Here is a 19,288-nt window from a genome sequence, read left to right on the forward strand (position 1 = left end):
GCGCCCAATCCAGTCTGATAGCCAATAAGGATTGGGATGTAATAAGCGCTTTACATCGGCCTGCTGCTCCGCTGGTTTTCCTCATACGCCGGGCCGTTGTGCATTTCTCACTGGCGCGACGCCTGGCCTCAGCGTCCCTTACCCGCTTCCCTCGTTAGCTTTTCCTGCGCCAGCCGGGCCACGTTTTGCATCTCGTCCAGCAGTTCAAACAGCTCTGGCTCGACATCGGCAACAGGCACGCCGCCGCGCAGGCTTTGCTCCAGCTGCTGGCACAGCTGTTTCATACGGGGAACGCCGCTGTAGCTGGCGCTGCCGTGCAGTTTATGAATGATATCGCGCAGCGCGCCGACATCGCCTTCCGCCATATGGCTTTCAACCTGTTTCTGCACTTCAGGCAGAAAATCCACCAGCATTTGCAGCAGATCGCGCGCCAGATCGGGCTTGTTGGCCGCCTGACGCAGCGCCAGATCCCAGTCCAGAGAGACGGAAAGCGCGGCCGGTGCGGCAAGAGGCTGCGCTTGATGTGGCGCATAGCGCAGCAGCAGGTTTTCCAGCCTGGCCTCGTCAATGGGCTTGGCCAGATAATCGTTCATGCCCGCCTTAATCAGCTGCGCCTTTTCCCGATCCAGCGTGTGTGCCGTTACGGCGACAATAGGCGTAGAGGCGTGCGCGGGCAGCGCGCGGATCAGCTCGCTGGCGCGAATACCGTCAATTTCCGGCATCTGAATATCCATCAGAATAACGTCCAGCGGCTGGGTTTTCGCCTGCTGGATCGCCATCATCGCGCTGTCGCACAGCACCACCCGTTCGACCTGTTCCTCCAGCAGAGCGCCGATCAGCTTCAGATTCGCCGGATTGTCATCGACGGCCATCACCGTCAGCGGCAGCTTGTGGCGTTCGGGCAGATCGTTTTCCTCACGGGTATGGTGATCGAGCAGCACCGGCAGCAGCCGCGACAGCGAAACCGGCTTCAGCAGGCAGGCGCTGACGCCCTTATCTTTCAGCTCTTCCGCCCAGGTCTGCATCTGGCAAGGCAGGGCCATAATCACGTTATCCGCGCGTTCCAGCGCGGGCAGCGCCTGCCAGGGCAGCTGCCGGGAAGGTTCCTGGCTGACCGGCAAACCAATCAGCAGCGTGTCGTAGTGTGCCTGCGGCAGTCCGGCAAGCGTTGGGCTATAGCTGACGGCCAGCGGCGTGCTGGTCAGCAGCGCCAGCGTGGCCTGCGCGGCGGCCGGATTCGCCTCTATATAAGCCAGCGTTTTGCCTTCCAGACAGGCTACGGCACGTGGATCCTGAGCGGCATTCGGGTTCAGCGCCAGATTGACGTGGAACCAGAAGGTGGAGCCCTGATTCAGCCGGCTGTGAAAAGAGATCTCGCCGCCCATTTCGTTAACCAGCTTTTGCGTAATCACCAGCCCCAGCCCGGTGCCGCCATGCCGTCGGGAAATACTGGCGTCGGCCTGGCGAAAAGCCTGGAACAGCTGCGACTGCTGCTTTTCGGCAATGCCGATGCCGGTGTCATGGATCTGCACCTCCAGATCGACGCGGTTGTTGCTTTGGGAGCGTTTCTCAATGCAGATATCAATGTTGCCGTGTTCGGTAAACTTAATCGCGTTGCCCAACAGATTGACGATGATTTGCTGTAGGCGCAGCGGATCGCCGATGGTGTTGTCGGGCACGTCGGGCTGAATGCTCAGCGTCAGCTCCAGCCCTTTTTCATGCGCGGACGGCGCCAGCAGGACGACGACTTCATCCAGGGTGGCGCGCAGCGGGAACGGGATGGTTTCCAGCACCAGCTTGCCCGTCTCCAGCTTGGAGAAATCCAGCACGTCGTTAATGATGCTCAGCAGATTATTGGCCGAACGCTCAATGGTATGCAGATAGTCGCGCTGCGTAATATTCAGCGGCGTTTTCAGCGTCTGGCGGGTAAAGCCAATCACGCCGTTGAGCGGCGTGCGCAGCTCGTGCGACATGTTCGCCAGGAACTCCGACTTAATCCGCGCGGCCTCCTGAGCGCGTTTTTTAGCCAGATCCAGCTCGACGTTCTGGATCTCCATCTGTTCCAGGGTTTCGCGCAGATCGGACGTCGCCTGATCGATATTTTGCTGCATTTCTTCGTGATAGGCGGTCAGCGACATCGCCATCGAGTTGATGCCGTTTTTCAGCATATCCAGCTCGCCGAGCATATGGCCCGTAACGCGGCTGTCCAGCTGGCCGCGTCGAATGCGATCGACGGTATTGACCATATCGCGGATCGGGCCGGTGACGTCGCGCATCAGACGATATGCGAACAGCATGGCCAGACAAAGGCACAGCAGTAACAGCAGGGTGGAAACAAAGATCTCTTTATATTGCTGTAGGCGCACCGACTGGAGATCCAGTTCGATGGCGACATAGCCCAGCGGATTGCCGTTGGGTTTGGCGTCCTCAACCGGCGATTCATCGGGATAATAGCTTTCCGATAAAATGGGCGTGCGTAGAATGACCGAATTGCCCAGCCGCTGATAGCTGAAGGGGGTAGAGAAGGTCGCGTCTGCCGGCAGACGCAGCTTGTCGGCGCTGGCGTGATAGTTGGACGTGACAAAAAGCTGATTCTGCGCGTCGAAAACGGTAATGGCGCGCACGATATCGGAATGGTGACGGTGGAGCAGGCTGACCAGCTGCCGCACCGACTCTTTGCTGTGGAACGTCATGCCGTACTCGCTGGAAACCGCCAGCGGTTCGATAATATTGATGCCGGCATCCACCAGCTGGCGCTGCAGTTCGTTATAGCGATGCACGATAAAAAACGTGCTCAGCAGCAGCCCAATCATCAGCGTAGGCGCCAGAATCAAGATCATCATTCGTGCCCGCAGGCTGTATTTGGTCATAATTATCCTGTGGCGCCGTCGCCAGTCGAATTAATCCTGATGCTGGTGTAGGCTACGCGGGTTTAACCACTGTCGAGACAAAAGTAATGGCGCAATTCTACTCTGCAAAACGGCGCGTGACGACCCGCCAGATCATGACCGTGACGGTTACTGACCTTGACGGTTCCGGCCAGGGCGTGGCGCACCATCACGGCAAAACGCTGTTTGTCAGCGGCGCGCTGCCCGGCGAACAGGCGGAAGTAGAAATCGTGGAGGAGAAACGCAGCTGGGCGCGGGCCAGGACAAAACGGCTTCTGTCGACCAGCCCGGAACGGGTTGCGCCAGCCTGTCCTTACTTTGGCCGCTGCGGCGGCTGCCAGCAGCAGCATGCTTCGCCCGAGCTACAGCAGCGCAGCAAGGCCAAAGCGCTGTCTCGCCTGCTGAGCCAGCAAATTGGCGAGCCGGTGGCGGTGGGAAATATTATTGCCGGCAGCGCGTACGGCTACCGCCGCCGCGCTCGTCTGGGCCTGCACTATCATGCGCGCAGCCAGACGCTGCAAATGGGCTTTCGTCAGGCTGGCTCCAGCGAGCTGGTCGCCATTACGCAATGCCCCGTTTTGAAGCCCGAACTTGATGCACTGCTGCAGCCGTTGCACCAGGTATTAAGCAGCCTGCAAGCGGTAAGAAGGCTGGGCCATGCCGAGCTGGTACTGGCGGACAACGGCCCGCTGCTGGTGCTGCGCCATCTCGATCCGCTCAGCGCGGCAGACAAAGAGAAACTGGAACAGTTTTCGCATAGCCAGCAGGTCGCGCTTTTCCTGGCGCCGGACAGTGAAACGCTGGAGCAGATCGCTGGCGAGATGCCGTTCTATCAGCTTGATGGCCTGAGGCTGACGTTCAGCCCGCGCGACTTTATTCAGGTCAACGGCGAGCTGAATCAGCAGATGGTGGCTCAGGCGATGGCCTGGCTGGATTTACAGCCTGGCGACCGCCTGCTGGATTTGTTCTGCGGCATGGGAAACTTTACGCTTCCTTCAGGAAAGCGGGTGGAAAAAGTCACCGGTGTGGAGGGGGTTGCAGCATTAGTGGCAAAGGGTGCGTATAATGCGGGCCTGAATAATCTGAATAACATTGCATTTTATCAGCATAATTTGGAAGAAGATGTGGCGGCGCAGCCCTGGGCGGCGGAAGGTTTTAATAAGGTGCTGCTGGATCCGGCACGCGCTGGCGCGGCAGAAGCGATCCCTCACATTATTAAACTTGCGCCGGAAAGCGTGGTCTATGTTTCCTGTAATCCGACTACACTTGCCCGGGACAGCCAGATTTTCCTGGCTGCCGGCTATCGACCAGAAAGGATTACCCTGCTTGATATGTTTCCGCATACCGGGCACGTCGAATCCATGGTGTTATTCAGCCGAAAATAGCTTCCCGGAAGGAGGTTTGGAGAGGATATGGTTGCGGTAAGAAGTGCACATCTGAATACGGCCGGTGAGTTTGCGCTCGACCAGTGGATCACCAGTTTGGGGATCGCGAATCCCCAGTCATGCGAACGACTGGCCGATACCTGGCGCTATTGCGAAGAAGCCACCCGCCATCATCCCGATGCGGCGCTCCTGCTCTGGCGCGGCGTCGAAATGGTGGAGATCCTCTCCATGCTCAGCATGGACAGCGAAAGCCTGCGCGCCGCGCTGCTTTTTCCCCTCGCGGACGCGGGCGTGGTGTCCGAAGAGGTGCTGGAAGAAAAGTACGGCAAAGCCATCGTCTCGCTGGTGCACGGCGTACGGGATATGGATGCTATCCGCCAGCTGAAAGCGACCCACAACGACTCAATGGCCTCGGAGCAGGTCGATAACGTCAGGCGCATGCTGCTGGCGATGGTGGAAGATTTCCGCTGCGTGGTAATCAAGCTGGCCGAGCGTATCGCCCATCTGCGCGAGGTAAAGGACGCGCCGGAAGACGAGCGTGTGCTTGCCGCCAAAGAGTGCACCAATATCTATGCGCCGCTCGCTAACCGTTTAGGGATAGGCCAGCTTAAATGGGAGCTGGAGGATTTCTGCTTCCGCTATCTGCACCCGGATGAATACAAACGCATCGCCAAACTGCTGCACGAGCGCCGCATCGACCGCGAGCAGTATATCGACACTTTCGTGCAGTCGCTGCGTGACGAGATCGTCAGGCAGGGCGTCAAAGCGGAAGTGTACGGCCGCCCGAAACATATCTACAGCATCTGGCGCAAGATGCAGAAAAAATCGCTGGCGTTCGACGAGCTGTTTGACGTGCGCGCCGTGCGCATCGTCGCCGAACGTTTACAGGACTGCTACGGCGCATTAGGGATAGTGCATACGCTTTATCGCCATCTGCCCAGCGAATTTGACGACTACGTCGCCAATCCCAAGCCGAACGGCTATCAGTCGATTCATACCGTGGTGCTGGGGCCGAAGGGCAAAACCGTTGAGATCCAGATCCGCACGCGACAGATGCATGAGGACGCCGAGCTGGGCGTGGCCGCACACTGGAAGTACAAAGAAGGCGGCACTACCGGCAGCGCGCGCGGCGCGTCGGGGCACGAAGAGCGTATCGCCTGGCTGCGTAAGCTGATCGCCTGGCAGGAAGAGATGGCGGACTCCGGCGAAATGCTGGACGAGGTACGTAGCCAGGTCTTTGACGATCGCGTCTATGTGTTTACGCCTAAAGGCGACGTGGTGGATCTGCCCGCCGGCTCCACGCCGCTGGACTTTGCTTACCATATCCACAGCGATATCGGCCATCGCTGTATCGGCGCGAAAATCGGCGGCCGCATCGTGCCCTTTACCTATCAGCTGCAGATGGGCGATCAAATCGACATCATCACCCAAAAGCAGCCAAACCCAAGCCGCGACTGGCTGAACCCTAACCTGGGCTACGTCACCACCAGCCGTGGGCGGTCAAAAATTCATGCCTGGTTCCGTAAGCAGGATCGCGATAAAAATATCGTTGCGGGCAAGCAGATCCTCGATAACGAGCTGGATCACCTGGATATCAGCCTGAAAGAGGCGGAAAAGCTGCTGCTGCCGCGCTATAACGTCAACTCGCTGGACGAGCTGCTGGCCGCTATCGGCGGCGGCGATATTCGCCTGAACCAGATGAGCAACTTCCTGCAATCGAAGCTGAACAAGCCGAGCGCGGAAGAAGAAGATCGCGAGGCGTTGCGCCAGCTGACGCTGAAATCCTCCGTGCCGCGCAGCAAAGAGAGCGGTCGGGTGGTGGTCGAGGGCGTCGGCAACCTGATGCACCATATCGCCCGCTGCTGCCAGCCGATCCCCGGCGACGATATCACCGGTTTTATCACCCAGGGACGCGGCATCTCTATCCACCGCGCCGACTGCGATCAGCTGACCGAGCTGATGTCGCACGCGCCGGAAAGGATTGTCGATGCGGTGTGGGGCGAAAGCTACTCCAGCGGCTACTCGCTGGTGGTGCGCGTCACCGCCAACGATCGTAGCGGCCTGCTGCGCGACATCACGACAATTCTCGCCAACGAGAAGGTCAACGTGCTGGGCGTCTCCAGCAGGAGCGATACCAAAAAGCAGGTGGCGACTATCGATATGGATATCGAAATTTACAATCAGCAGGTGCTGGGCCGCGTGCTGGCCAGGCTGAACCAGGTGCCGGATATCATTGACGCCAGAAGGCTGCATTAATGCCCTACGCCCGGATGGGCAGGCTTGCTCAGGCGACGACCCGGCAAGCCTGCTGCCTGACCGTCCTTGTGCGCGCTGGCCGCGTTTGTTCCTGACAAGGGATAGCGCGCTGGCCGGGCGCAGGCGGCCTGCCGATGACCGAAGCTTTATTCCTTTCCCCGCATGAATTTTGCCTTGCTATGCCGTATAGTCATTTTTTTCTTCCTTACAAATGGACTCCGTTATGAACGCTATCGATCGCCTGCTGGGCATCATGAAAACCCTGCGCGATCCGCTAGCTGGCTGCCCGTGGGATCGTGAGCAGACCTTTGCCAGCATCGCGCCTTACACTCTTGAAGAAACCTATGAAGTGCTGGACGCCATCAGCCGCGAAGATTTTGACGACCTGCAGGGCGAGCTGGGCGATCTGCTGTTTCAGGTGGTGTTCTACGCGCAGATGGCGCAGGAAGAAGGGCGCTTTGACTTTGATGCCGTTTGCCAGACCATCAGCGACAAGCTGGAGCGTCGTCATCCGCATATCTTTGGTGACGCGCAGGTGCGCGACAGCAAGGAAGTGCTGGCGAACTGGGAAGCGATCAAAACCCAGGAACGTGCCGGTAAAGCACAGCACTCGGCGCTGGACGATATTCCACGCGCGCTGCCTGCGCTGATGCGCGCGCATAAAATCCAGAAGCGTTGCAGCAACGTCGGCTTTGACTGGCATACGCTTGGCCCGGTGCTGGACAAGGTTTACGAAGAAATTGACGAAGTGATGCACGAAGCCAAACAGGCGGTCATCGACCAGGAGAAGCTGGAAGAGGAGATTGGCGATCTGCTGTTTGCCACGGTCAATCTCTCGCGCCATCTGGGCAGCAAAGCGGAAACGGCGCTGCAAAAAGCCAATGATAAATTCGAGCGCCGCTTCCGTCAGGTAGAAGAAATTATCGCCGCACAGGGATTACCAATGCAGGACTCCACGCTGGAGCAAATGGAGGCCGCCTGGCAGCAGGTGAAGGCGAAGGAATAGCAGCGCCTGAACGGGGAAAGTCTGTTTCTCCCGCCCGCTAGCTGGTCCTGCGCGGCGGGCCAGCGTGCCTTTTTTATTTTCTCCGCTTCGCTATGTCGGCAGCGGCCTGATTATTCCCTTTTGGTGAATAACTCGCTGACTCGATTCAACAAAAGTGTGATCGCAATCAACTTCAGCGCGACGGGAATCGGGTACTCTCGTGACGGTCAATACGATGGTTGGCACATAACCGGAAACGATTAATTGTGGCATGCAGGGGAATCCCGTATACTGTTTTCCCGTCCTGGTTATTCCATCGTCTTTAAACCTACTTTCTCAGGTTCAGCATGACAACGAACTATATTTTTGTGACCGGCGGGGTCGTATCCTCTCTGGGTAAAGGCATTGCCGCAGCCTCCCTGGCCGCCATTCTTGAAGCACGTGGTCTTAATGTGACCATCATGAAGCTGGACCCGTATATCAACGTGGATCCGGGGACCATGAGCCCTACTCAGCACGGCGAAGTCTTCGTCACCGATGACGGTGCGGAAACGGATCTCGATCTGGGCCACTATGAGCGCTTCATTCGCACTAAAATGAGCCGCCGCAACAACTTCACCACTGGCCGTATCTACTCGGAAGTGCTGCGCAAAGAGCGTCGCGGCGACTATCTGGGCGCGACCATTCAGGTGATCCCGCACATTACCAACGCCATTAAAGAACGCATCATCGAAGGTGGCGAAGGTCACGACGTGGTACTGGTGGAAATCGGCGGCACCGTCGGCGACATCGAATCCCTGCCGTTCCTTGAAGCGATCCGCCAGATGGCGGTCGACGTTGGCCGTGAGCACACCATGTACATGCACCTGACGCTGGTGCCTTATATGGCAGCGGCGGGTGAAGTCAAAACCAAGCCAACCCAGCACTCGGTGAAAGAACTGCTCTCTATCGGCATCCAGCCGGACGTGCTGATCTGCCGTTCAGACCGCGCCGTGCCTGCCAACGAGCGGGCAAAAATTGCGCTGTTCTGTAACGTGCCGGAAAAAGCGGTTATTTCGCTGAAAGACGTTGATTCTATCTATAAAATTCCGGGTATGCTGAAATCGCAGGGCCTGGATGACTATATCTGCAAGCGCTTCAACCTGAACGCACCGGAAGCGAACCTGGCCGAATGGGAACAGGTTATCTATGAAGAAGCCAATCCGGGCGGCGAAGTCACTATCGGGATGGTCGGCAAATATGTCGAGCTGCCGGATGCCTATAAGTCGGTGATTGAAGCGCTGAAGCACGGCGGCCTGAAAAACCGCGTAACGGTCAACATCAAGCTGATCGATTCGCAGGATGTGGAAAGCCGAGGCGTAGAAATTCTGAAAGATTTGGATGCTATCCTGATCCCTGGCGGCTTCGGCTACCGTGGCGTGGAAGGCAAGCTGATGACCGCTCGCTACGCGCGTGAAAACAATATTCCTTACCTGGGCATCTGTCTGGGGATGCAGGTCGCGCTAATGGAGTTCGCGCGTAACGTAGCCGGTATGGCGGATGCGAACTCAACGGAATTTGTGCCAGACTGTAAGTACCCGGTCGTGGCGCTGATCACCGAATGGCGCGACGAAGAGGGCAACGTTGAAGTGCGTTCTGAGAAGAGCGATCTGGGCGGCACCATGCGCCTGGGCAGCCAGCAGTGTCAGCTGACGCCGGACAGCCTGGTACGCCAGCTGTATGGCTCCGACACCATTGTTGAACGCCATCGCCACCGCTACGAAGTCAACAATATGCTGTTAAAGCAGATTGAAGCGGCCGGATTACGCGTTGCCGGTCGTTCTGGTGACGATCAGCTGGTCGAGATCGTTGAGATCCCGAACCATCCGTGGTTTGTTGCGTGTCAGTTCCATCCGGAATTCACCTCAACGCCGCGTGACGGTCATCCACTCTTCGCCGGCTTCGTTAAAGCAGCCAGCGAGCACCAGAAGCGTTTGGCGAAATAAGTAGTTTTCATGGCAGCGCGCGAATTTATACTTGCCAGAGGTTGAGCTGAAGCAAGGTGGCCATCGAGTAGCTCCCCGGCAGCTTACTTTAGTAAGTGACTGGGGGAGGAAGGCAGTCAGCACCGCTCCAGCTCGAAAGATAAGAATTATTTCGCGCGTTGTTTGTCTGAGTTTTAAGTTAACTTGTACTGAGGAAAAACTAATGTCCAAAATCGTTAAAGTCATCGGTCGCGAAATCATCGACTCTCGTGGCAACCCGACCGTTGAAGCAGAAGTGCATCTGGAAGGCGGTTTTGTCGGTATGGCGGCCGCACCATCAGGCGCTTCTACCGGTTCCCGTGAAGCGCTGGAACTGCGTGACGGTGACAAATCTCGTTTCCTGGGTAAAGGCGTGACCAAAGCCGTTGCGGCCGTTAACGGCCCAATCGCTGACGCGGTAACCGGCAAAGATGCCAAAGACCAGGCAAACATCGACAAGATCATGATCGATCTTGACGGCACCGAAAACAAATCCAAATTTGGCGCTAACGCCATTCTGGCCGTTTCTCTGGCTGCGGCTAAAGCTGCTGCTGCCGCTAAAGGCATGCCGCTGTATGAGCACATCGCTGAGCTGAACGGCACGCCGGGCAAATTCTCTATGCCGCTGCCGATGATGAACATCATCAACGGCGGTGAGCACGCCGACAACAACGTCGACATTCAGGAATTCATGATCCAGCCGGTAGGCGCGAAAACGCTGAAAGAAGCGATCCGCATGGGTTCTGAAGTGTTCCACACCCTGGCAAAAGTGCTGAAGTCTAAAGGCATGGGCACCGCGGTAGGCGACGAAGGCGGCTATGCGCCAAACCTGGGCTCCAACGCCGAAGCGCTGGCCGTTATCGCGGAAGCGGTAAAAGCAGCAGGCTACGAGCTGGGCAAAGACATCACGCTGGCGATGGACTGTGCGGCCTCTGAATTCTACAAAGACGGCAAATATGTGCTGGCTGGCGAAGGCAACAAAGCCTTCACTTCCGAAGAGTTCACACACTTCCTGTCCGATCTGACCAAACAGTACCCAATCGTCTCTATCGAAGACGGCCTGGACGAGTCCGACTGGGACGGCTTTGCCTACCAGACCAAAGTGCTGGGCGACAAAATCCAGCTGGTGGGCGACGATCTGTTCGTGACCAACACCAAAATCCTGAAAGAAGGTATCGAGAAAGGCATCGCTAACTCCATTCTGATCAAATTCAACCAGATCGGTTCACTGACCGAAACCCTGGCTGCAATCAAAATGGCGAAAGACGCGGGCTATACCGCGGTCATTTCTCACCGTTCAGGCGAAACCGAAGACGCGACTATTGCCGACCTGGCAGTAGGTACCGCAGCGGGCCAGATCAAAACCGGTTCTATGAGCCGTTCTGACCGTGTTGCCAAGTATAACCAGCTGATCCGTATCGAAGAGTCGCTGGGCAGCCGTGCGCCGTTCAACGGTCTGAAAGAAGTTAAAGGTCAGTAAGCTGACGTTTTCCCGGCCTTAAAGGTCGGGAAGATCTGAAAGCCCCGTCTCTGGACGGGGCTTTTTTTATTGGCTATTTACCGGCCGTAACGCTTAGCCTTTCAGCTCCACCTTCAGGTTTTTCGTGCTGCTGCCCAGGGTGCTCGCATCGTCGGAAGGGATAACGTAGCCCTTGTCGGCGGCCACGTGCTGCCGGTAATAATCCACTACCGCCGCGTCCTGCTGGTTTGAAGTCGTGGATTTTTTCAGGCCATAAACGTTGCCGTCCGCGTCTTTCGCTTTGATGCCGTCGGGCGCATTAGCAACCAGATCGTCCAGCGTCCCGGAAACCCTGCCGTCGCCCTTCGCGGGGCCTATGGTCATGGCCGCGTTATTGCCTTCGATATAGCTGACGTCGTAATAGGTCTGTCCGCTGCCGCCGTCAAATTTCACCTCGCCCAGCGTCGCGTTAGCTCCGTCGCCCGCCGTGCTGCGGAAATTGCCCGACCAGTTGGCATCAAAGTTTTGCGTTTTGGTTTCGCCCGGTTGCAAAGTGAGATCGTCAGGCTTTGCGCTGCCGTCGGCGTTGGGCGTAAAGGCGATGGTCATGGGTTTGTCGCCTTTATTTTCAAACGTCAGGCTGTTTTTGGCAGGATCGAGCGCTGTATTGCTGTTTACCGCCCGGCTGCTGCTGGTGGATGAGGCAGCCGTAACGTCGGCGTTTGCGGTCGTTGTGGTCTGCGGCGGCGCGGCGGTACCGCTGGCTAAGGGCGTGGTCGAAGAGCTATTAGCGACCGCTGGCGAGGCGGCGCTGAGGCGTTCGGGCGAAGCGTGTGCCTTATTCACCTGCTGCGCCAGCGAATCGATAGCGGACAGCGCCGTCTGTAACAGTTTGCCAATCTGCTGCATAAACTGATTAAACGAAGAGTTGCCCGCATCATCCTGTCCACGTTTACTCAGCTCCGGCAGATTGCTGGTCGCGGGCGAGCCAAAGCTGATGCTGCCCGTGCGCGCGGCCTGCGCGCCGGCCTGCTGCTGAGGCGGCTGGAACGCGCCCGACGCCTCGCTGCCGGCATTCATCAGTACGCGATTCAGTAAACTGCCGATCGGCATGTTCATAGGGTTACCTCAGAAAAGAGTGATGAGGTTAGGTGGGATAAAAAGTTGCCGGGTTCCCCCGCACAATGTGATTTGGTTAAAAAGCCGCTATCTGTCATACTTTGCGCCCTTATTTTTACAGTCAATTGAGAGCGTGATGCAGTACCCGATTAATGAAATGTTCCAGACGTTGCAGGGCGAAGGGTTTTATACCGGCGTTCCGGCAATTTTTATCCGCCTGCAGGGATGCCCGGTGGGCTGCAGCTGGTGTGATACCAAACACACCTGGGATAAGCTGGCCGATCGGGAAACCTCGCTGGGCGACATCTTGCTGAAGACGGTGGAAACCGATGCGTGGGGCGCGGCGGACGCGGATGCGTTACTGGCGGTGATTACCCGTCACGGCTGGACGGCGCGGCACGTGGTGATCACCGGCGGCGAGCCCTGCATTCACGACCTGACGCCGCTGACCGAAGCGCTGGAGCAGCAGGGTTTCAGCTGCCAGATTGAAACCAGCGGCACGCATCGGGTGCAGTGCAGCGAAAAAACCTGGGTTACCGTTTCACCTAAGGTCAATATGCGCGGCGGCTATGATGTGCTGAACCAGGCGCTGGTTCGCGCTGATGAAGTGAAGCATCCGGTAGCCCGTCAGCGTGACGTAGAGGCGCTGGACGCCCTGCTGACGACGCTGAGCGACAGCAAGCCGCGTATCATTGCTCTACAGCCGATCAGCCAGAAAGACGACGCGACCAAACTTTGCATTGAAACCTGCATCGCGCGCAACTGGCGCCTGTCAATGCAGACGCACAAGTATCTGAATATCGCCTGATAAAAAAGGCGGCACCGAGGCCGCCTTTTTAGTTAATCCCTGTCATTGTTATCCATAGGCTTCGGCGACGTCAGCCGCCAGAGCATCAGCCTTTGTAAACGCAGCCCGCCGTGCAGGTCTCTTTGATCATCACGGCGCTGAGCAAAGGCAGCGTCGGCTTCATCCGATCCCAGATCCATTTTGCCAGCACTTCGCTGGTCGGGTTTTCCAGCCCTGGGATCTCGTTCAGATAATAGTGATCCAGCCTGTCGTAAAGCGGCCTGAAGGCCGCCTTCAGTTCGGCAAAATCCATGACCCAGCCGGTATGCGCGTCCACTTCGCCGGTGATTTCGAGCCGCACCAGGAAAGAGTGCCCGTGCAGGCGACCGCATTTATGGCCTTCCGGCACGTTGGGCAGGTGGTGAGCCGCCTCGAATTGGAAATCTTTAAACAGCGTGGTAGCCATATGACAGTCTCGGTTATTTCTCAAAAAAACGGGCGAAGTCTACCTGAAAAAGCCTTTTTTCGCACTCGTTTCCCGGCCAATCCGCACATCCTGGCCCGCGACAAAAGCGCCTTCTGGCTAAGTTCATAATAAACAATAAGTTAATTAACCTGTTTCGCCGTTATCGCTTACTTGTAAAACCGTTTAGTCATTTTGGTTATTTTATATTACCAACCCTTCTTTAAGGGTTATTATGCCAGTCGTTACCCTAACGTTATCTTGCTGTCTTTACGGCCCTGACCACCGATACTGGAACTTTCAACGCAATGACGACTCAGGCACCTCCTGCTTCTCTGCTTCCGCTTAACCCGGAACAGCTTTCCCGCCTTCAGGCGGCAACCGGCGATTTTTCTACCACGCAGCTGGCCTGGCTCTCGGGCTACTTCTGGGGCATGGTCAATCAGGCACCGGGCGCGGTAACCGCCGGTGCGCCAGCGCCGGTCGACGCGCCAACCATTACGCTGCTTTCCGCCTCGCAGACCGGCAACGCCCGCCGCGTCGCCGAGCAGCTGCGCGACGATCTGCTGGCGGCTAAGCTGAACGTGAACCTGGTCAACGCGGGCGACTATAAGTTCAAGCAGATCGCGCAGGAGAAGCTGCTGGTCGTGATTACCTCCACGCAGGGCGAGGGGGAGCCGCCGGAAGAAGCCGTGGCGCTGCATAAGTTTCTGATGTCAAAGAAAGCGCCGAAGCTGGCTGACACCGCTTTCGCGGTCTTTGGTCTGGGCGATACCTCTTATGAATTCTTCAGCCAGGCCGGCAAGGATTTCGATAACAAGCTGGGCGAGCTGGGCGGCGAACGCCTGCTGGATCGTGTGGATGCCGATGTCGAATATGCGGCCGAAGCGGAACAGTGGCGGAAAAAGATTGTAGAGATCCTGAAAGCGCGCGTGCCCGGCGAATCGCCGGCCGCAGCGGCAGTCACCGCTACCGGCACGGTTAACGAAGTGCTCAGCAGCCCTTATACGAAAGAAGAGCCGCTGACCGCCAGCCTGGCCGTTAATCAGAAGATCACCGGCCGCAACTCCGACAAAGACGTGCGCCATATTGAAATCGACCTGGGCGATTCCGGGCTGCGCTATCAGCCGGGCGACGCGCTGGGCGTCTGGTATGAAAACGATCCCGCGCTGGTGCAGGAGCTGGTCGGGCTACTGTGGCTGAACGGCAGTGAGCCCGTAGAGGTCAACGGCGCCAGCCTGTCGCTCAGCGAAGCGTTGCAAAAACATTTCGAGCTGACGGTTAACACCACGCAAATCGTCGAGCAGTACGGCAAGCTTAGCCGCGATGAAAATCTGCTGGCCCTGGTCGGCGATAAGAGTCGTTTGCAGCACTATGCGCAAACGACGCCGATTGTGGATATGGTGCGTCAGGCCCCGATTGAGCTGCGCGCCGAACAGCTGACGGCGCTGCTGCGTCCGCTGACGCCCCGTCTTTATTCTATCGCCTCTTCGCAGGCGGAGAGCGAAAGCGAAGTGCACATTACCGTCGGCGCGGTGCGCTATGACATCAATGGCCGCCCCCGTGCGGGCGGCGCTTCCAGCTTCCTGGCGGATCGGCTGGAAGAAGACGGCGAAGTCCGCGTCTTTATCGAACATAACGATAACTTCCGCCTGCCGACCAATAGCGAAACGCCGGTCATTATGATTGGGCCGGGCACCGGCATCGCGCCGTTCCGCGCCTTTATGCAGCAGCGCGATAACGACGGCGCGGAAGGCAAAAACTGGCTCTTTTTCGGCAATCCGCACTTTACCGAAGACTTCCTGTACCAGGTCGAATGGCAGCGCTACGTGAAAGACGGCCTGCTGACCAATATCGATCTGGCGTGGTCGCGCGATCAGCAGCAAAAAGTTTACGTTCAGGACAAGATTCGCGCCAAAGGGGCGGAAGTGTGGCGCTGGATCCAGGAAGGCGCGCATATCTACGTGTGCGGCGACGCCAACCGTATGGCGAAGGATGTGGAGCAGGCCCTGCTGGATGTGGTGGCGGAGCATGGCGGTATGGATACGGAAAGCGCCGACGAATTCTTAAGCGAGCTGCGTATCGAACGCCGCTATCAGCGCGACGTCTACTAATCGATGTACAGCGCATTCCCGTGGGCGTGACGTCTGCGGCATTTACGAATTTAAAGAGACAGCCTTATGAGCAATGAAAAACGTCCGTTGGTGGTTGAAGGCAAGCTGACCGACGCCGAGCGCCTGAAAAAAGAGAGCAACTATCTGCGCGGCACCATCGCGGAAGATTTAGACAACGGCCTGACCGGCGGTTTCACCGGCGACAACTTTCTGCTGATCCGCTTTCACGGCATGTACCAGCAGGACGACCGCGATATTCGCGCCGAGCGCGCCGAGCAGAAGCTGGAGCCGCGTCACGCGATGATGCTGCGCTGTCGTCTGCCGGGCGGCATTATTACGCCGACGCAGTGGCTGGCTATCGATAAGTTCGCGGCGGACAACACGATTTACGGCAGCATTCGTCTGACCAACCGCCAGACCTTCCAGTTTCACGGCATCCTGAAGGGCAACGTCAAACCTGCTCACCAGATGCTGAGCGAAGTTGGCCTGGATGCGCTGGCAACGGCGAACGATGTGAACCGTAACGTGCTGTGCACCTCGAACCCGATAGAATCCGAACTGCATCAGGAAGCCTACGAATGGGCGAAAAAACTCTCCGAGCACCTGCTGCCGCAGACCCGCGCCTATGCGGAAATCTGGCTGGATCAGGAAAAGGTCGCCACCACGGATAAAGAACCGATCCTGGGCGAAACTTATCTGCCGCGTAAGTTTAAAACCACCGTAGTGGTGCCGCCGCATAACGATGTGGATCTGCACGCTAACGATCTTAACTTTATCGCCATTGCCGAGAACGGCAGGCTGGTCGGCTTTAACCTGCTGGTGGGCGGCGGACTATCCATCGATCACGGCAACAAAGCGACCTATGCGCGTACCGCCAGCGAGTTTGGCTATCTGCCGGTCGAAAAAATCCTCGACGTTGCGGAAGCGGTCGTCACCACGCAGCGCGACTGGGGCAACCGAACCGATCGTAAAAATGCCAAAACCAAGTACACGCTGGAGCGCGTGGGCGTGGAAACCTTTAAGCAGGAAGTGGAGCGCCGCGCCGGCCTGACCTTCGAGCCGATCCGCCCTTATGAATTCACCACGCGCGGCGACCGTTTCGGCTGGGTTAAAGGGATTGATAACAACTGGCATCTGACGCTGTTTATTGAGAACGGCCGCCTGCTGGACTATCCGGGCCGGCCGCTGAAAACCGGCCTGGCCGAAATCGCGAAGGTGCACAAAGGCGACTTCCGCCTGACCGCCAACCAGAACCTGATTGTGGCGGGCGTGCCGGAAGCACACAAGCCGGCGATCGAGGCGCTGGCCCGCGAGCACGGCCTGATGGAAAACGTCACCGCACAGCGCGAAAACTCCATGGCCTGCGTGGCGTTTCCGACCTGTCCGCTGGCGATGGCGGAAGCCGAACGTTTCCTGCCGTCGTTCGTGACCCGCGTGGAAGAGCTGATGACGGCGCACGGCGTGGGCGATGAGCATATCGTCCTGCGCGTGACCGGCTGCCCTAACGGCTGCGGCCGCGCGCTGCTGGCCGAAGTCGGCCTGGTCGGAAAAGCCCCGGGGCGCTATAACCTGCATCTGGGCGGCAACCGCATCGGCACGCGCATCCCGCGTATGTATCGTGAGAACATCACCGAAGATGAAATTTTAACTACCCTCGATCATCTGTTGGGTCGCTGGTCAAAAGAACGCGAAGCGGACGAAGGCTTTGGCGATTTCACTATCCGCGCTGGCGTGGTGGAACCTGTTCTCGATCCGGCTCGCGATTTTTGGGCATAACGGAGGCGCGAAATGGCTGTACTCGATCTCTCGGCACTGAATGCATTACCCAAAGTCGAACGCGTAATGGCGCTGGCGGAAATCAACACCAAACTGGAAAAGCTGCCGGCGCAGGATCGCGTCATTTGGGCGCTGGAAAATCTGCCCGGCGAAGCGGTGCTTTCTTCCAGCTTTGGCATCCAGGCGGCAGTGAGTCTGCATCTGGTGACCCAGGCGAAGCCGGATATTCCGGTGATCCTGACCGATACCGGCTATCTGTTCCCGGAAACCTACCGGTTTATCGACGAGCTCACCGATAAGCTCGGCCTGAACCTGAAGGTATTCCGCGCCGAACAGAGCGCGGCGTGGCAGGAAGCGCGCTACGGCAAGCTGTGGGAGCAGGGCGTGGAAGGCATCGAACGCTACAACGAGATCAACAAAGTGGAGCCGATGAACCGCGCGCTGGAAACGCTGCACGCGCAGACGTGGTTTGCCGGTCTGCGTCGCGATCAGTCCAGCAGCCGCGCCCATCTGCCGGTGCTGGCTATTCAGCGTGGCGTGTTTAAAGTGCTGCCGATTATCGACTGGGACAACCGGCAGGTTTATCAGTATCTGAAGGAGCACGGCCTGGGCTATCATCCGCTATGGGATCAGGGCTATCTGTCGGTTGGCGATACGCACACCACGCGGAAGTGGGAGCCGGGTATGGCGGAGGAAGAAACGCGCTTTTTCGGCCTGAAACGCGAGTGTGGCCTGCACGAATAACGTTAAAGGGCGGAGGTTATCTTCCGCCCTTATAACAAATAAATTATTACAGCCCGCCAGTCCTTGTCTTTATTACACATCCATACCCAGCGATAGTTTTCTTTGGCGCCGCTGAAGCAGAGATCCAGCAGTTTTCTACAGGTTTGGTACTGCAAAAGCTTACGTAGGTTTATCACTGCTGCGGACAGACTGTCTGACGGACGCTGAACCTGGTAAGGTAGTTCGCCGCATAACATGACTTTTTGCTCAGAGGGGAGCAAGGATCCTTGAGGTAAGATTATTTCCCGGCGCTGATGCCCGAAAGTATGGCGTATGCCTTTCGCTATAAGCCAGGAACCGTACAAATATATCGTTGGCTGCTTCAGCTGGTGTACCTGAAATTTGCTTGTGGTCGCCGTGTTCAAACTGTGGCGCTAATACGATGTCAATTTTCGATATTGGGGTTATTACTACCCTTGTTGCAGCCATTTTTCTGACTTTCCCTTGCAGAATTTTTATTATTCTTGCTGGCCGCGAGAGCGGCATCAACAGCAATTGAAGCTTTTTTATTGCGGGTGTGAACACGAACGGACTGGTTAGATCCTTTACTGGCGGAAGCTGGATCCAGCATGTCTGAATAGTCAACGCTCGCATCAATGGCATGATGGCCGGAAGCTACGCTCTGGTTGACCTTCCAGGTGGGCAGTAAAAATTTGGGCTGAGCACGCTCTTCAACTATACGCACCAGCTCTCTGTGATATGCCTCTGCCTGTTTCAGCAAGACAGGATCGGACGCATAACGTTTCTCTTCAGCATTTTCTTCAGCCTGAATTTTAAGATATAACTTGCGCTGCTCCGGCGTTAGCTGTTTCGTTTCAGGTGGATGATATTTCATAGAGCCCTCCTTAATTGGCGATTTAATCACCACTGTGAGGGTACCGTGGGCTAATTTATTTATGCTAACAATACCTCGCTGAGCAAAGCCTCCATCAGGGATGACAAAAGCTTTATTATGCGAGTCAGCCCTGATTTATTCCTGAATACCTACAGTCCCACCAGCGCAGAAAAGTCCGCCGAGCCGCGCGTGACGTTCACTTTAGTGACCTCGTAATCCGCCACCTTCTGAAAAGCATCCTCTGCCAGAATACGATCCAGCCGGGCGCGATCGATATCCTTAATCAGGATCACGCCGCCGGTACGCGGATCTTTACGTCCGGCGGCAATAAAGGTGCCGTCGGCAAAGTAAGTATCCAGCCAGGCGATATGCGCATCCAGCGCCGCTTCCACTTCCGGCATCGGGCGGTTATAGGTCAGACTGACAATGTACATG

At 57.2% G+C, this 19,288-nt stretch carries 14 protein-coding genes; 9 read left to right on the forward strand and 5 right to left on the reverse strand.

The window, feature by feature from the left end:
- Positions 1-128 precede the first annotated feature (128 nt).
- Positions 129-2,870 (reverse strand): two-component sensor histidine kinase BarA, encoded by a 2,742-nt coding sequence (barA, locus tag EGK14_RS02160; RefSeq protein WP_125287421.1) that lies wholly within the window; start codon positions 2,868-2,870, stop codon positions 129-131.
- Between the two features lie 86 nt (positions 2,871-2,956).
- On the opposite strand from barA, the gene rlmD reads away from it, so the two are divergent.
- From rlmD to eno, 5 genes are all read left to right on the forward strand, one after another.
- Positions 2,957-4,273, forward strand: coding sequence for a 23S rRNA (uracil(1939)-C(5))-methyltransferase RlmD (gene rlmD / locus EGK14_RS02165; protein ID WP_125287422.1), 1,317 nt, complete (start codon positions 2,957-2,959; stop codon positions 4,271-4,273).
- A 27-nt stretch (positions 4,274-4,300) separates the two neighbouring features.
- Positions 4,301-6,529, forward strand: a complete 2,229-nt coding sequence (gene relA, locus EGK14_RS02170) for a GTP diphosphokinase (RefSeq protein WP_125287423.1) — start codon at positions 4,301-4,303, stop codon at positions 6,527-6,529.
- A gap of 223 nt (positions 6,530-6,752) precedes the next feature.
- The gene (gene mazG, locus EGK14_RS02175; protein WP_125287424.1) at positions 6,753-7,535 is read left to right on the forward strand and encodes a nucleoside triphosphate pyrophosphohydrolase; all 783 of its coding nucleotides are present in this window, start codon (positions 6,753-6,755) and stop codon (positions 7,533-7,535) included.
- A gap of 326 nt (positions 7,536-7,861) precedes the next feature.
- A complete protein-coding gene (gene pyrG, locus EGK14_RS02180; RefSeq protein ID WP_125287425.1) occupies positions 7,862-9,499 on the forward strand; it encodes a glutamine hydrolyzing CTP synthase in 1,638 nt (545 codons plus the stop codon).
- Between the two features lie 202 nt (positions 9,500-9,701).
- Positions 9,702-10,997 (forward strand): phosphopyruvate hydratase, encoded by a 1,296-nt coding sequence (eno, locus tag EGK14_RS02185; protein ID WP_125287426.1) that lies wholly within the window; start codon positions 9,702-9,704, stop codon positions 10,995-10,997.
- Positions 10,998-11,090: 93 nt separating this feature from the next.
- On the opposite strand, the gene EGK14_RS02190 is transcribed toward eno, so the two are convergent.
- Entirely contained in the window at positions 11,091-12,095 is a 1,005-nt protein-coding gene (locus EGK14_RS02190; RefSeq protein WP_125287427.1) for a hypothetical protein, read from the reverse strand.
- 136 nt (positions 12,096-12,231) lie between these two features.
- Here EGK14_RS02190 and queE point away from each other — a divergent pair, with 136 nt between their 5' ends.
- On the forward strand, positions 12,232-12,903 hold the full coding sequence (queE, locus tag EGK14_RS02195) for a 7-carboxy-7-deazaguanine synthase QueE (protein ID WP_125287428.1): 672 nt from the start codon (positions 12,232-12,234) through the stop codon (positions 12,901-12,903).
- An 85-nt stretch (positions 12,904-12,988) separates the two neighbouring features.
- On the opposite strand, the gene queD is transcribed toward queE, so the two are convergent.
- Positions 12,989-13,348: a 6-carboxytetrahydropterin synthase QueD gene (gene queD, locus EGK14_RS02200; RefSeq protein ID WP_125287429.1), complete on the reverse strand. Its 360-nt coding sequence runs from the start codon at positions 13,346-13,348 to the stop codon at positions 12,989-12,991.
- A 305-nt stretch (positions 13,349-13,653) separates the two neighbouring features.
- Here queD and cysJ point away from each other — a divergent pair, with 305 nt between their 5' ends.
- The 3 genes from cysJ (at position 13,654) to cysH (ending at position 17,979) form a co-directional block, all read left to right on the forward strand.
- The gene (gene cysJ, locus EGK14_RS02205) at positions 13,654-15,459 is read left to right on the forward strand and encodes an NADPH-dependent assimilatory sulfite reductase flavoprotein subunit (RefSeq protein WP_125287430.1); all 1,806 of its coding nucleotides are present in this window, start codon (positions 13,654-13,656) and stop codon (positions 15,457-15,459) included.
- Between the two features lie 66 nt (positions 15,460-15,525).
- Entirely contained in the window at positions 15,526-17,235 is a 1,710-nt protein-coding gene (gene cysI / locus EGK14_RS02210; protein WP_125287431.1) for an assimilatory sulfite reductase (NADPH) hemoprotein subunit, read from the forward strand.
- Positions 17,236-17,247: 12 nt separating this feature from the next.
- The gene (gene cysH / locus EGK14_RS02215; protein ID WP_125287432.1) at positions 17,248-17,979 is read left to right on the forward strand and encodes a phosphoadenosine phosphosulfate reductase; all 732 of its coding nucleotides are present in this window, start codon (positions 17,248-17,250) and stop codon (positions 17,977-17,979) included.
- Between the two features lie 424 nt (positions 17,980-18,403).
- Here cysH and EGK14_RS02220 read toward each other — a convergent pair whose 3' ends face one another.
- The gene (locus EGK14_RS02220) at positions 18,404-18,853 is read right to left on the reverse strand and encodes a hypothetical protein (protein ID WP_125287433.1); all 450 of its coding nucleotides are present in this window, start codon (positions 18,851-18,853) and stop codon (positions 18,404-18,406) included.
- 149 nt (positions 18,854-19,002) lie between these two features.
- The gene (locus EGK14_RS02225) at positions 19,003-19,287 is read right to left on the reverse strand and encodes a YciI family protein (protein WP_125287434.1); all 285 of its coding nucleotides are present in this window, start codon (positions 19,285-19,287) and stop codon (positions 19,003-19,005) included.
- Between the last annotated feature and the right edge of the window lies 1 nt (position 19,288).

Source organism: Erwinia sp. 198 (assembly GCF_003937915.1).
Lineage (GTDB): Bacteria > Pseudomonadota > Gammaproteobacteria > Enterobacterales > Enterobacteriaceae > Erwinia > Erwinia aeris.